This is a genomic window from Pseudochrobactrum sp. B5, from assembly GCF_001939785.1.
GTDB classification, from domain to species: domain Bacteria; phylum Pseudomonadota; class Alphaproteobacteria; order Rhizobiales; family Rhizobiaceae; genus Pseudochrobactrum; species Pseudochrobactrum saccharolyticum.
In genome coordinates, this window is the sequence record NZ_MOYL01000004.1 from 151,013 (window position 1) to 166,129 (window position 15,117).

The 15,117-nt window shown below is 48.8% G+C and carries 12 protein-coding genes; 9 read left to right on the top strand and 3 right to left on the bottom strand.

Features of this window, described 5'->3' with window-relative positions:
* Positions 1-61: 61 nt before the first annotated feature.
* Positions 62-532 (bottom strand): Lrp/AsnC family transcriptional regulator, encoded by a 471-nt coding sequence (locus tag BKD14_RS12975; protein WP_075656632.1) that lies wholly within the window; start codon positions 530-532, stop codon positions 62-64.
* Between the two features lie 244 nt (positions 533-776).
* On the opposite strand from BKD14_RS12975, the gene BKD14_RS12980 reads away from it, so the two are divergent.
* The 9 genes from BKD14_RS12980 (at position 777) to BKD14_RS13020 (ending at position 13,959) form a co-directional block, all read left to right on the top strand.
* Entirely contained in the window at positions 777-2,300 is a 1,524-nt protein-coding gene (locus tag BKD14_RS12980; protein WP_175576101.1) for a penicillin-binding protein 2, read from the top strand.
* A gap of 269 nt (positions 2,301-2,569) precedes the next feature.
* Complete coding sequence (locus tag BKD14_RS12985) at positions 2,570-4,840, top strand: TonB-dependent siderophore receptor (RefSeq protein WP_075656636.1); 2,271 nt, start codon at positions 2,570-2,572, stop codon at positions 4,838-4,840.
* A 310-nt stretch (positions 4,841-5,150) separates the two neighbouring features.
* Complete coding sequence (locus tag BKD14_RS12990; protein ID WP_075656638.1) at positions 5,151-6,530, top strand: serine hydrolase; 1,380 nt, start codon at positions 5,151-5,153, stop codon at positions 6,528-6,530.
* Positions 6,531-6,551: 21 nt separating this feature from the next.
* A complete protein-coding gene (locus BKD14_RS12995) occupies positions 6,552-7,214 on the top strand; it encodes an NAD(P)H-binding protein (RefSeq protein WP_075656640.1) in 663 nt (220 codons plus the stop codon).
* A 101-nt stretch (positions 7,215-7,315) separates the two neighbouring features.
* Positions 7,316-8,281 (top strand): formylglycine-generating enzyme family protein, encoded by a 966-nt coding sequence (locus BKD14_RS13000; protein WP_075656642.1) that lies wholly within the window; start codon positions 7,316-7,318, stop codon positions 8,279-8,281.
* 251 nt (positions 8,282-8,532) lie between these two features.
* Positions 8,533-10,113 carry an arylsulfatase gene (locus BKD14_RS13005; protein ID WP_083647120.1) on the top strand — a complete coding sequence of 527 codons (1,581 nt, stop codon included), beginning with the start codon at positions 8,533-8,535 and terminating at the stop codon, positions 10,111-10,113.
* Positions 10,114-10,251: 138 nt separating this feature from the next.
* Positions 10,252-11,052: a hypothetical protein gene (locus BKD14_RS13010; protein ID WP_075656644.1), complete on the top strand. Its 801-nt coding sequence runs from the start codon at positions 10,252-10,254 to the stop codon at positions 11,050-11,052.
* A gap of 182 nt (positions 11,053-11,234) precedes the next feature.
* Positions 11,235-12,836, top strand: coding sequence for a hypothetical protein (locus BKD14_RS13015; RefSeq protein WP_075656646.1), 1,602 nt, complete (start codon positions 11,235-11,237; stop codon positions 12,834-12,836).
* Between the two features lie 214 nt (positions 12,837-13,050).
* Positions 13,051-13,959, top strand: a complete 909-nt coding sequence (locus tag BKD14_RS13020) for a transporter (RefSeq protein ID WP_245293652.1) — start codon at positions 13,051-13,053, stop codon at positions 13,957-13,959.
* Here BKD14_RS13020 and BKD14_RS13025 read toward each other — a convergent pair.
* Together BKD14_RS13025 and BKD14_RS13030 are read right to left on the bottom strand one after the other, a co-directional pair.
* Positions 13,949-14,797: a hypothetical protein gene (locus BKD14_RS13025; protein ID WP_075656650.1), complete on the bottom strand. Its 849-nt coding sequence runs from the start codon at positions 14,795-14,797 to the stop codon at positions 13,949-13,951. The genes BKD14_RS13020 and BKD14_RS13025 overlap by 11 nt on opposite strands.
* 53 nt (positions 14,798-14,850) lie before the next feature.
* The gene (locus tag BKD14_RS13030; RefSeq protein ID WP_075656652.1) at positions 14,851-15,099 is read right to left on the bottom strand and encodes a phosphopantetheine-binding protein; all 249 of its coding nucleotides are present in this window, start codon (positions 15,097-15,099) and stop codon (positions 14,851-14,853) included.
* Positions 15,100-15,117 lie beyond the last annotated feature (18 nt).

A 15,117-nucleotide genomic window follows, 5' to 3' on the forward strand; every position in this document is an offset into this window, starting at 1 on the left:
TATCAAGTCAGTCTGACATTTTATGAATAAGGCGAATTTAATAAATATGACAGGAAGACTATTACAAGGGAAGGGACAGATCGACTTTCACTCTGTCCAGTACAATGATGGTTCTGTAAGATTTTACCAGATGATTTTCTCCTAATAATTGCGCTGTCCTGCTTTCATATTCTTCAGTCGTCGGAACGGTCATGATCAGGATCAGGCCTGCACTGCCCGCAACCCAGTAACATTGTTGAATCTCCTCAGCATTTTTGAACATTTTTTTGGCCGCAGCGACCGTCACTGACCGCTCGTCGCTGAGCGTGACCTCGACAATAACGGTCACGGGCAGGCCGACGGCAGCAGGATCAACAACGGCTGCAAATTTTTTGATGATGCCTTTTTTCTGAAGTTTGGCGATGCGGCGCTGCACAGCGGCGGGTGACAGATGAATAAGCTCGGCTAATTCTTTTTGTGATCTTGAGGCATCTTCCTGAAGCAGTCTGAGAAGCGATTTGTCGTAATCATCCAGCTTAGTTTGATCGGGCATTGCATTATCCGCGCTGAAAGTGAGTGAAAATTGCGGTGAATTGAGACTTATCGAGCCCTAATATACCATTACATCATTTATTTCTATGTGAAATCATTCGTGAATTTTTGTGAATAACAAAAAATCCGATCAAGAAGTTTTAATTATTAATTTTAGTGTGTGTATGAAGAAGTCGTATAATACAAACAGATATATACTTGCGATATTATTGTTAGTGGCGATTTATTGTGCACTGTTTTCAAGGATGATTTACTTCGGCACGATTGTACCTGCTTCAGAACATGCGGCAATGTCTCCTGTCGGCATGCACAGGCCGCTTATTCTGGACAGGAACGGAAAAATCCTTGCGATAGATATCAAGGCATATTCACTTTATGCGGAGCCCCGCCGTATTACGGATATTGATGAAGTGGCAGAAAAAGTGCACCGCATCATTCCCGAGATTCCGCTACAAACGCTTTATAAAAAATTGTCGGGGCAACGCCGTTTTATATGGCTCGCACGGCAATTAACGCCGTCGGTTAAAAGCAGGCTGATGGCAGAAGGTATTCCCGGCATTGGCTTCCGTACCGAATTACAAAGAGCCTATCCGGCCGGCCGTACCACTTCGCACATTGTCGGCCTGACAAATATTGACAATACCGGTGTGGCCGGTCTGGAGAAATGGATTGACGGGCAGGGCATTGCTGATATCCGCAATGCCGGTTTCTCAGTCCCTGAACATTTTGCGCCGGTTGTGACATCCATCGATTTACGTGTGCAGCATGCTTTGCATGATGAATTGTCAAAAGCGCTTGTTAAATATGGCGCGGCGGGTGTCGGTGGTCTCATCCTCAATATTAAAACAGGTGAAATTTTAGGGCTGGTTTCATTACCGGATTTTGATCCCAATACGCCTGCGGAGATACATCTGGCCGACCGCCTGAACCGTATAACAGCCAGTGCATCGGAAATGGGGTCTATCATTAAGACCTTTACAACGGCGATGGCAGTTGAGCATGCGGGTGCCGGACTTGATACAATCTATGACGCGACCAATCCGATCAGGGTCGGTAATCAGCTTGTGCGTGATTATTTTGGCAAGAAACGGCCGCTGACGCTGGAGGAAGTGTTTCTGTTTTCTTCCAATATCGGCTCCGCGCAGGAGGCGCTTTCTGTCGGGGTGGAAGTGCACCGGAACTTTCTTATCCGTTCCGGCCTGCTGGAGAGAGCGGCGCCGGAACTGCCGGAAATAGCAAAGCCAATGGAGCCGCGGCACTGGTCTGTGCCAACATCGATTACCGCAGCCTTTGGTCATGGTTTTGCAACCACACCATTGCAAACAGCCGCCGGTATCGGCGGAATATTGAACGGCGGTGTTCTCGTTACCCCGACACTCCTGAAGCGGGATGCTGACCATTCTGCTTTGCCTGCCCGCCGTCTTGTCACCGAAAGAACAAGTGCAATTGTCCGGCATTTATATCGCTTGAGCGCGGAAAAAGGCTCCGGCCGTCGTGCGAATATCAGCGGCCTGAATGTCGGCGGAAAAACCGGTACGGCAGAGAAGGTGGTCAACGGCCGCTATGCAAAGAACAGGAATTTCAATGTTTTTGCAGCGGCCATGCCGATGGACGATCCGACATATGTCTATCTGGTTATCGTTGATGATCCGGCTCCGAAATCTGCCACGCGCGGACAGACGGCCGGTGTAACCGCAGCACCGGTTGCGGGTGAAATCATTCGGAAAACATTCACTTTTTTGGGCATGGAGCCACGCATCGGCATCTGATCTGTCAGTGATCAGGCAGAGGTGTTTTCGGAATGTGTGGATATTTCATCAAGAACTGATCTGCGTGTGCACAAGACGGGCGCATAAACTTGACTTATATAATCATGTTTAATATCGCAGATAATATTATTATTCTTAAGACGGCTAAGTTTGGGCAGATGTGATGACACCCCAAAACCGAATGCGCGCGTTCTTATGACATGTCGGTTTTGCTGACAAGCAATGATGACCATTGAATTTTTACATTTTTTGAAAACTTGGGGATTGGAATGAGGGGCAGATATCAATTGGTTACCTATGAGCGCGGCTGTGCCGCTTTAGCCGGTGTTTCACTGTTTGCTGTCAGTGCTGTGGCGGCTTTCGCTCAGGAAACAGGCAAGAGTGATCGCATGCCGCGCCAAAAGCAGGCTCAACAGGTTTCCGATACCACTGGTGCAACAGTACTGGATACAATTGTGGTGGTGGGGCAGGGACATCCTTCTACCGGCACTATAGGCCAACCACCGGCTGAATATGCCGGCGGGCAGGTTGCCACCGGTGCGCAACTCGGAACACTCGGAAACCGGTCTGTTCGCGATACACCATTCAGCTTGACCGGATATACAGATAGGCTGATCCGCAACCAGCAGGCAAAATCGATCGCTGATATTACACTCAATGATCCGTCCGTGCGTCAGGATGCGCCGACTTTCAGTGAGCGTGACTCTTTCTTCATCCGTGGTTTTTCGGTGACTAATCTGGATGTTGCATATGACGGACTTTTCTACCTTGCCAATCCGCGTCGCAGCTATCTTGAGGGCATTGAACGCGTTGAGGTGCTCAAAGGGCCAAGCGCTCTGGTCAATGGCGGTGTCGGCCGCGTCGGGGGTACAATCAATCTGGTGCCAAAACGTGCTGCGGATGAACCGCTGACACGCCTGACAACGACCTATATGTCCGATGCGCAATTATGGTCGCATGTTGATGTTGGTCGTCGCTTCGGACCGGACGGCGAATGGGGCATTCGCTTCAATGGTTCCTATCGCGGCGGCGAGACTGCGATGAAACATAATGACATTCAGGTTGGTGTCTTGTCGCTTGGGCTTGATTATCGCGGTGAACGGGTACGTGCCTCGCTTGATCTCAATCATTCCCGACAGAATATCGATGCGCCGACTTCGCTGTTTAATGCGGTAAAAGAAGGTGTTGTAATTCCGGATGCACCGAATGGCCGGATTAACACAGCCAATCCGTTCGAATATCACGACAGCAAGCACAATATGGCCGCTGCCCGTGTCGAGGTTGATGTTCTGGACAATACGACTGTCTATGCCGCAGGTGGCATCAGCCGTTATCGTGAGGATTTCCTGTCTACATCATACACAATTCTCAATTCGAACGGCGATGCAGAAGCTGAATTTGGCTATAATCCGCAGCAGATTCAGGGGCTGTCGGGTGAGATTGGTGTTCGCTCCGAATTTGATACCGGTCCTGTCGGCCATAAGTTCAATATTTCGGTAAGCGGCGCGAAAAATGAGAACCATCGCGGTCGCTTCCATCCGGGAAAACTGGGCTTCAAAAAATACCCGATCAATATCTACAATCCGGCCTATGTGCCTGATAACTGGGTAGATATAAGCGGGCTGCCTCGCTCGGATAATCTCTATCCGTTCTCCGAGCTGGTCGCTAACAGTATCGCGATTTCTGACACGCTGTCTTTTGCCGATGACCGCTTCCAGCTGACGCTTGGCGGACGTTATCAGCATATGAGTACACGTACTTTCAACACACGGCCAAATCCGGATGTGCCGTTTGGTAAACAGATTTATCATTATTCGGAATCTAAATTCAGCCCTGCCGTCGCTGCTGTTGCCCATGTGACTGACAGCTTGTCGGTCTATGCAAATTATGCTGAGGCACTGACTGAAGGGCCGCAGCCACCGTCCCGCGCTGCCAATAATACAGAGAGCTTTCCTCCTGTTGTAAACAAGCAGAAGGAAGTCGGGGTCAAATATGATCTTGGCGATCTGATGCTGAGCGCAGCTCTGTTTGAGATCAGACAGCCGAACGGTTTTACTGATGCGAAAAACAATTTTGCGGTGAACGGTCTTCAGGTCAATCGCGGGCTGGAACTCTCTGTGTTCGGCGAGCCGGTTGATGGTATTCGTTTGCTGGGTGGTATTACATTTATGGATGCCGAACTGGATAAAACAGGAAATCCCGAAACGAACGGTAACAGAGTTCCGGGTGTTCCGAAAACAGCTATCAGCCTCTATGGTGAGTATGACACGCCGTGGGTTGAGGGGCTGACGCTGACCGGTCGTGTTGTCCATACGGGCAGCACTTATTATGACCAGAAAAACCTGCAGAAAGTGCCGGACTGGACACGCGTTGATCTGGGCGCGCGTTACACAATGCTCCGTGAGAATGGCAAGCCGGTAGAGTTCAGAGCAACAGTTGAAAATGTTCTCAACGAAAATTACTGGGCATCGTCAGCCCGTGGTTTTATCTCGGCCGGAGCACCGCGTACATTCATGCTTTCCGCTTCGTTTGATTTCTAAAGCATCGCAGTGTGATATCAGTGAGAGAGGCCGGAGCGGTGTTGTCATACACGGCTCCGGTCTTTTTTATTGAAAACATCTGAATTAGAGCGCCGTGTGTCAGACTTGGCACACAAAGGTCACTCTAACACTTTAAAATGAGAGCATAATTTTACTTCAAACTGATCCAAGTTTAAGGAATTATGCTCTAACATCGCGGCTGAAAAACAGCCCTGTGAAAAACATCTTCTATAAGGCCAATTTGGGTAAATTACCCGCCATATCTTCGCAGTTTTATTCCAGATTTGAACACCAGTGACTGGAGATAAATATGAAGCGCGTTCTGTCTGCATTTATGGCAACAGCTCTAATGCTGGTGCCGGTCTTTGCTGAAGAAGTGACACTGCCTTCTGATGATGACGTTAAGAAAATTCTGACTGACCGTATTGATGGAAGTCAGACCGGCATTGTTGTTGCCTTGATCGAAAATGGCAGATCCCGCTTTGTATCACATGGTCAGTTTGGCCGTAATGACCCGCGACAGGTGGATGAGAATACTCTGTTTGAAGCCGGTTCAATTACCAAGGTTTTCACCAATCTGCTGCTGGCGCAACTGGTACTGGACGGGCGGATTGATCTCAACGCCCCGATAGCCAACTATCTGCCTGCAAATATTGTTCTGCCGACCTATAAGGGCAAGGCAATTACAGCGTTTGATCTTGCCACGCACACATCCGGTTTGCCAAGCCTGCCGGATGATCTGATGACTGCGGATATTAATAATCCCTATACCGGCTATGGCAGTCAGGGTCTTTTCGATTGGCTGGCGACATATCGTCTGAACCGGCCGGTTGGTAAGGATTTTTCCTATTCCAATGCCGGTACCGCTTTGCTGGGGCTGGTGATTACCCATATTGATGGCCGCTCTTATACCCGGATGGTGCAGCAGGAAATTCTTGATCCGCTGGGCATGAAACAAAGCGTGCTGGCTTTGACCGGTAATACGCAACCGAATATGGCAACAGGCCATGGACGGGGCGGGGAACCGGTGAGCCATTGGGATTTTGATGCATTTGCACCGGCAGGCGCGCTCATCACTTCGGCTGGTGATCTTGCCAAATTTATAGCTGCAGCTTCAGGACAAACGGAAACCCCGCTTAAACCTGCCTTTGCTTTGCTCACGGAACATAGCCGACCGGCTGGCGGGAAAGCGCGTAAGATTGGTCTTGGTCCGGTCATTTCCAAACTCGCCCGCCGTACGATTGTCTGGCACAATGGCCGGACAGGCGGCTTTGAAAGTTTCGCCGGTTTCGACCGTGAGAATGGCAATGGCGTTATTGTCTTGTCCAATCGCCTGAGCATTACGGGTATTGATGATATCGGCGCTCATTTGCTGGACGCGCGGCAAGAACTGCTGCCCCAGCCTCCGATACGCATTGCTGTTGCGATTGATACCGCAAAACTGCCCGCTTATGTCGGGCAGTATCTGCTCGCCCCCGGTGCAATTATGAGCATAACCGAAGAAAAGGGGCAACTATTTCTGCAATTGACCGGTCAGCAGCGTTTTGCAGCCTATCCCGAGAGCGATACGAAATTCTTTCTGCGCGAAGTTGATGCACAAATCAGTTTCACCGTGGAAGACGGAAAAGCCACAAAGCTGACCCTGCATCAGAACGGGCGAAACATGCCGGCTTTGCGTGTTGGGGACTGAAGTCAGGATGAATAATAAGCCATGAAGAGCAGCTCTGTTACAAAACCGGAAAAGCTTCGGGTGTTTATTTTGGGAGCTTCGGGCAAAGTAGGCTCAATACTCGTTCAGCGATGTGTTGCGCGTGGTCACAAAGTGACAGCGCAGACACGGGATGCCCGCAAAGTTGTCGCGGGATTCAATCTCGATATAGCCGTCGGAGCGCCTGCGGATAAAGCATTTTTAGCGCAAAATATTACCGGTCATGATGCCGTGGTTATATGTCTTGGTGTTGATCACACCGGAAGAACGACGCTTTTTTCTGATGTGACCAGAGAGCTTGTGGATGTGATGCAAGCTGCAGGAGTGAACCGGCTTGTTGTAATAACGGGGATTGGCGCAGGAGATACCAAAGGTCATGGCGGATGGTTTTATAATTACCTCATTTATCCGTTCATTACCCGTCATCAATATGCAGATAAAGACATTCAGGAAGCGATAATCGGGCAAAGCAGCCTCGATTGGACAATCATTCGTCCGGCACCTTTCAGCTCCCGCACGACTAAAAAACCATTACATATTTTGACCCGGACACCGCGCAATGTGCAGCTTCGGTTCATCACAGTTGAAGAGGTTGCCGCTTTTATTCTGGATAGTTTGGAAAACAGGACATTTGTCCGGCAAATGCCGTTTATCGGGCATAATTAATTTCTGATTGTCTGCCGTTTTCATCTATAGATTTACCGTTACGTACTTCTGAAAGCATAATCAAAACTGTAGTTTTGAGTGATGTTTTCCGGAGGGTGGCAATGGGTCTGGAAGTCTCAAAAAAATACAATATCGATGAGGTTCTGGAGGAGATGATCTGGATACCGGGCGGAACTTTTGCGATGGGATCAGACGATCACTATCCTGAAGAAGCGCCAAAGCATCCGGTAAAAATTGACGGCTTCTGGATCAGTCAAACACCTGTAACCAACAGACAATTTGCGCGTTTTGTTGAAGAAACAGGCCATGTGACTTTGGCAGAAAAAGTGCCGGATGTGCGGGATTATCCGGGGGCGCTTCCGGAAATGTTGCGGGCGGGTTCCCTCGTTTTCACTCCACCGGCAACGGTTGCAGGACGTGACATCAGCCAATGGTGGCAGTTCAAATTCGGTGCAAACTGGCGCAAACCTCTGGGTGACCTGAGTGATATCCGCGACAAGCTGGATCACCCCGTGGTTCATGTCGCTTATTGTGATGCGTGTGCCTATGCTGACTGGGCAGGGCTTGATTTGCCGACCGAGGCAGAATTTGAATTTGCGGCCAGAGGCGGCCTTGAAGATACAGAATATGCATGGGGCAATGAATTGATGCCCGATGGCATTGCAATGGCCAATACATGGCAAGGCATCTTCCCGACGAGCAGCACCAAACCAGCAGGGCATGAGCGGACATCGCCTGTCAGGTCATTTCCTGCAAACGGATATGGTGCCTATGACATGATCGGCAATGTGTGGGAGTGGACAAGCGACTATTGGAGCGACAGGCATCCTGAACCTGCGCCCAGCCCCTGCTGCCTTCCCTATAATCCGCGCGGCGGCGAAGCGGCTTTAAGCTATGACCCGCAACAACCAAATATCCGGATCGCCAGACGCGTTATCAAGGGTGGCTCCCATCTTTGTGCGCCGAATTATTGCCGTCGCTATCGTCCCGCTGCACGGCATGCAGAGCCGGAGGATACGTCGACAAGCCATGTGGGTTTCCGTTGTGTGAAGCGTCCCTCAGACTGAAGAAAAACTACTCTTTTGTCCTCATTTCCCGCCCATATGCATACGCCATAAAACGCCGGATTTACTGTTACGTACTTCTGGATTTACAGCCAAATTTGTAATTTACGAAAATATTTTATGGGGCACACCATCAGTCAAGGCCGATGCCAATCGCGAAAGCACGGGGAAGCTTTGAACGGTTGAGTAAAATGGTGAACGCCTGCTGCCCCGACGAAATTGCACCACGAACACAAGTCAAGGAGGGAATAAGCATGCAGCGTCGTACCTTTTTGTCATTCAGTGCATTGCTCGCAACATCTGCTCTGGCCGGAGCTGCACAATTTGCTGTGCCACGGTCTTTAAGCCTTGTCTCGGAGGCAAAGGCACAGGAAAAACAGGCAAGGCCCAATATTCTCATCATCTGGGGCGATGATGTCGGGATCTGGAATCTCAGCGCATATCACAGAGGCATGATGGGTGGCTCTACGCCGAATATCGACCGGATTGCCGATGAAGGCATGCTGTTCATGGATCATTATGCTCAGGCCTCCTGTACTGCAGGCCGTGCGGCATTTATCACCGGGCAATATCCGCTACGGGTAGGGCTGGCAACTGTCGGATTGCCGGGTACGCCTCAGGGTATCAGCAAAGAGGACCCCACTCTCGCTGAAATGCTGAAACCGCTTGGTTACGCTACCGGGCAGTTTGGTAAAAACCATCTCGGTGACCGTGACGATCATCTGCCAACGGCGCATGGTTTTGATGAATTTTATGGTATCCTCTACCACCTCAATGCCGGTGAATATCAAGAGGAATATGATTTCCCAAAGGTTCCGGAAGTCGCCAAGCAATTTGCGCAGCGTGGTATTATTCATTCATGGGCAAATGCGGACGGAACGCAGAAGATTGAAGACAAAGGCCCCTTCGGACGCGAGCGTCAACGCACACTTGATGCCGATGTGCTGAAAGAGTCCAAGCGTTTTATCAGTGATGCGGTGGAGGCGAAGAAGCCGTTTTTCGTCTGGCATAATACTACCCGTATGCATTACCGCACCAATCTCTCGCCGGAATATGAAGGGAAAAGCGGTTACGGTCTCTATGCCGACGGCATAATGGAAATGGACGATGATGTCGGCGAGTTGATGAAATTGCTCGACGAGCTGGGCGTTGCCGATAATACCCTGATTATGTTCTCAACCGATAATGGTGCAGCTTCCAACAGCTGGCCGGATGGCGGCAACACACCTTTCAGAGGGCAGAAGGGTCTGGGCGGCTATGAAGGCGGTTTCAGGGTGCCGGTTGCTGTCAAATGGCCGGGTGTTATTCCCGCCGGAAAAACAACCGGCGAGTTCATGACGATGGAAGACTGGATCCCGACGATTATGTCACAACTCGGGCAGCCAAACCTTAAAAAGGAACTGCTCGACGGTAAAAAGATCGGCGGCAAGACCTATAAAGTTCATCTCGATGGTTATGATCAGTCTGCAATGATTAAAGGTGAGGGAGAAAGTCAGCGGAAGGAATTCTTCTATTTCACTGAAACAAAATTCCACGGCATGCGCCATGGTGACTGGAAATTCCTGTTCACGAAGCAGGACAGATGGTTCAACGGCGTTCAGGACAATCTGACTTCCCCGGTGATAACCAATCTGAGGCTCGATCCGTTTGAGCGTTTCCAGCAGGCACGCGGATTTGATGAGTGGCAGGAAAACCGGTCGTGGACGATTGCGCCTGCCATTGCAAAAGTTCAGGAATTCTTCGTCTCATTCAAAAAATATCCGCCGCGTCAGCCAAGTATGGAAGCCAATATTGACGCTATGATTCAGCAACTGATGCAGGCCAACAATCCTTAGAACTACCCGTTCCCCGAACCCGTCATTCACTCTTGTGTGGCGGGTAAGGGCACATTTGATGATCGCTGTGAAAATCAATTGAGCTAACTCCGTCTGATGCAGACAGAATTGACGCTACTCAACAGAAGTGGAACGATCATGATTGAATGCCGATACCAGTATTTGACAATTACAGCTCTGGCTTGCTGCATCTCACTGCCGGCACTTGCGCAAGACACGGATCTGGCCAAGCAATTATCCAATCCGGTGTCTTCATTAATCAGCGTGCCGTTTCAGGTGAATTATGACCGCGGTTACGGCCCCGAGGATGGGCACAGAACGACACTCAATATTCAACCCGTCATACCTTTTTCCCTCAATGAAGACTGGACCCTTGTTTCCCGCACTATCGTGCCCGTTATCTGGCAATCAGATATTGCCGGTAAATCCGGCAGTCAGTTCGGTCTTGGTGACACGGTGCAAAGCTTCTTTTTCTCCCCCAAAAAGCCTGGTCTCGGAGGACTTATCTGGGGCATGGGGCCGGTTTTTCTCTTGCCGACCGGCACACATGAGCTTTTGGGCAGTGAAAAATGGGGGGCAGGTCCGACAGCTGTAGCATTGAAACAGGAAGGCTCATGGACTGTCGGGGCACTGGCAAATCATATCTGGTCTTTTGCAGGCGATCGTGACCGTTCAGATATCAGCTCGTCGATGTTTCAGCCTTTTGTTTCATATACGACTGATGACGCGTGGACTTTCGCATTGAACACCGAAAGCACCTATGACTGGAACAGTGATCAATGGAGTGTGCCCATTAATTTCTCTGTTTCCAAAGTTGTAAAATTCGGCACTCAACCGGTGAGTTTTCAGGCCGGAGCCAGATATTGGGCGGCATCGCCTGATAATGGCCCTGAGGGCTGGGGTTACCGCGCCAATATCACTTTCCTGTTTCCGAAATAGCTATGGGGTTTTGGCGGGAAAACACTGTATTTTGAGCAGCTTGATGAAAGCACTCAAAGCATCAAAATTCTTTATATTAATAAACTCTAAAATAAAGGATGCACCGATTGACGAACAATAGAGACTGTGTGAATTTATAGCCCGTTCATATGCAATAACATGTCCTAACCCGTGTACGGATAATGACCCAGAATAGATATGCATTGGACCTGACTGATATTCCTGTCCTTGAAGCGCGATCCGTTCTTGAGGAATTGCTTTCTGATGAGCGATTTCACATTACTGAGCGCGGAAAGGCCATTTTGCGCTATATTGCTGAGCATCATTTTTCCGGAAAACCAGAAGCGATCAAAGGCTATTCCATTGCAATTGATGTGCTGGGACGCCCAACAAGTTTTGACCCTTCAACAGACCCGATTGTACGCATTGAGCTTAGCCGGCTTCGGTCTGTACTTGTGCAATATTATCAGGCTTTCGGCCGCGAGAAGCGGATTGAGATCGGACTACCGAAAGGTCACTATATTTTAACTTTCAACCGGTGCAGGAACAGAACTGTAACAAGGTCTGGCGGTGATAATGGGTTTTATCCGGGTGAAACAGAAAGCGGATATTCTGCGCATAAGAAATGGTTTATATTTATAGTCTCAATAATAATTCCATTAGTATCAATATTCTCTATTTCTTTATTTTCTCACGGTGGTATCGACACAGAAAAGCCGGTTGTTGTTATTGATTTTAAGAATGATGACTCAGTCAGCAATCATGAATCAGAAACTGTGAGAGACACCATTGTTAACGCGGTTAACAATTTTAACACGCTCATACTTAAAATAAATAATGGTGTTGCGCATAATCCAAATGAAAGCATTCCGGCATTTCTCATCCGTATGAAATACCGGACTGAAGGTGACACGCATTATTTGTCATGGCGGATTAAAGACAGTTCAAAAAATGAGATTATTGGCTCCGGTGTCGAGCAAGTCTCAGCAGCGGATTTGACACATAATCAGATTGAGCAATATCTCGCATCGGAGCTTTCTTATAAGATTGCAGCCAGCAATGGCATCATCAATACCAGACTTGTGAATGAAAATAATCTTGCCGTTTTTGGGAATAGCTGCGTCGTCAAAGCTGAAATTAATCTGGCGAACGGATTACCTCTTAGCGAGGATGAACACTGTCTGGAGCGCACACTTAAAATCCGTCCGACAGACAGCGATGCAATGGCCGCACTGGCGCGTGTGCTGATTAGCAATACAGGAGATATTCCAGATATTGAGAAAAGCGAACGCAGTCTGAGGCTGGCACATAAAGCCGCTATACTCGCTCCTGCATCGGACAGGGTCTTATTCTCGCTGATGCAAACGCATTTGAGTGCAGGTCATATTGATCTGGCATTGCGAAAAGGCGAGCGGGGAATTGCGCTCAATCCGAATAACAGGGAGCTTAAATCGGCTGTTGCACTGGCTTATTTCACCAATGGCAACTGGGGGCAGGCTCACCAGCTTTTGGCGGATGATGAACGCCGGTTTAAAACCTTACCTGTCACAGGTCAGCTTGTGCTTTTGCTCGATGCTCTTCGTCGTGGCAACCGGCAGGAAGCCAAATTACGTGCGGATGGATTGCCTGTACATGCAAACAGGATTGTCGGCTTTCATTTGGCAACTTTGACAAGAACCATGCCGCCGTCAGCAAAAACAGAATTACAAAAACAGGTGCGGGTTACCCCTGAAGTTTTTGAAACAATGGCAACAAATCTGGCGCAGCAGAAATGTCCGTGCTGACGGCATAGATTACCCTGACAACCTCTCTGAAATTCACGATTTACGGCACTAAAAGACTGCCGGACAATGCGTTCGTTTACCCCGATTTACCGTAACGTTCTTGAATATTCCGGCCGCTCCATCAAAGTTTCGGATCAAATTGTGCAAGGGGAGGCGTGCAATGAAAGTCCGATCAGCCAGCCGGTTATCTTTATCTGTTGCTTTTCTCGCTGCTATGTCTTCAGCCGTATCCGCGGCAGAAGGAGGGGCGGGCTTTTATCTCTTAGGCTCCAAGGGTGCCGGTGCTGCTATTACTCCCCCTCCCGGTGTTTTCTTCCAAAACGACATTTATTATTATTCAGGAAAAATCGGTGGCAGCAAGCAGTTGCCAACCGGTGGCAAACTGGCAGCCGGTGTCAATGGCGCTGCACTGATAAATCTGTCGTCCGTCATATGGGTTTTGCCGGAAGAAATAGCTGGCGGACATTTAGGCATCGGCGCAACAATTCCATTCGGATGGAAAAGAACAAAAGCCGACTTGGTATTAAGCGCGTCGCGTTTCGGTGATGTTTCCGGCAATGTAAAGGATGATATTTTTACGATCGGCGATCCGGTGGTCAGCGGTTTTCTCGGCTGGCAGAAGGGCAATTTCCATTATCAGCTGGGAACAATGGTGAATGTCCCTATTGGAAATTATCAGGAGGGCGAGATATCGAATATCGCCTTTCATCATTGGGGAGCAGATGTTTTTGCCGCAACGACATGGCTCGATCCGAATATCGGGCTTGATCTTTCTGCTGCTGTCGGGGTCACATTCAATGCCGAAAATCCGGTAACCAATTACAAAACCGGTAATGAATTTCATTTTGAATGGGCTGCAGTGCAGCATATTAATGAAAAATTCGATATAGGACTGATCGGCTATTACTATCAGCAGCTTTCGGGCGACAGCGGTGAGGGGGCAGCAGGTCCGTTTAAAGGCCGCGTGGCCTCTGTCGGCGCAACAATTGGCTGGAATTTCGAGGTGAATAAACTTCCCGTTTCCACGCGCATTAAATATTTTCATGAATTTGCAGCGGAAAACAGGGTCGAAGGTGACGCTGTGTTTCTTACCGTGTCCGTGCCGCTCTCAATTACAAAATGAACACGAGTTCAGTATAGGTATGATCGATTGCACTATTCAGTCTTGGCAGTGTTGACTGAACAGGTGCAGATCTCTTGCGCAACGAACATCCCCACAGATCAGGCTTTTTGATTACATCCATCTCAAGGAAAAAATAGCCGCGCAACATCAGATATCGGGCAAGCGTGCCAAGACTATCGTAAATCAAAGACCGGTCTTTCACCAGTATAACTCTGGCACTGCGAAGACTGCCCCTTTTCTTAGGCTTTAAAATAATAGGATGACGTTCACCATTTACTTCGACCATGAGAACCAGACAACCCAGACTGATATGATCGCTGAGTATTTGTGCTGTGTGTTCAGAAAAATCTTCTGACGCCAGCGGGTCATAAGCCTGTATTGATGCTCCGTTAGAAGGACGAAAAGCTGCAATTGTCAGCGGCACAACGAGTGTAGCAATGGCAGATGTTGAAAATCCCAAATGCGTATTGATTTTTCGCATCGTGGCAATCGCTGTAACATCAACATAATCAATATCAGCGACCGATATGATACGTCGCAGGAACAGGGCTGCCATCCACTGATAGTCTTGCCTGAGATAGAATGCCGCCAGATTGGCCGCTGCTACAGGCTTTTGCTCATAGACCGAGCGAACCAACGGAATTGTCAGGCAGATGCCGATATCGCCGTTTTTGTTGAAAGCGATATAGCCGATTGTCGAGTGGCCAAGCTTTTCTGCATGATTAAATATATCAAGCAGATTTGCCTTCCAGGTCGCAGCCGTGCGCTTATGAAAACCTTCATTCAGAAGTTCTGAGGCGTAATCCAGCTGGTCAATGGATAAAGGGCGCAGCTTCATCGTTCAATCTTAAAAAAGCAGGGGAAACGGGTATGTTAAATGAACGAAAGCGCTCAGCTTTTCCGTGTCATTAAATAGCTCTCAAGCGACTGAAGGCTGTCTATATGATTGATATCAAAGTCTTCATCGGCGAGATCAATATCAAAATCGGTTTCTAACTGCGTCAGGATCTGAACCGCAGCAAGAGAATCCAGCAATCCGGAAGAAAATAGCGGCTGATCTTCTGCAATCTGATGAATATTATAGCCCGAAAGAATGCCGGTAATATGCTCTTTAATATTTTGAATATCCAAGGAAGACATTTTAATTTCCGTATTGAA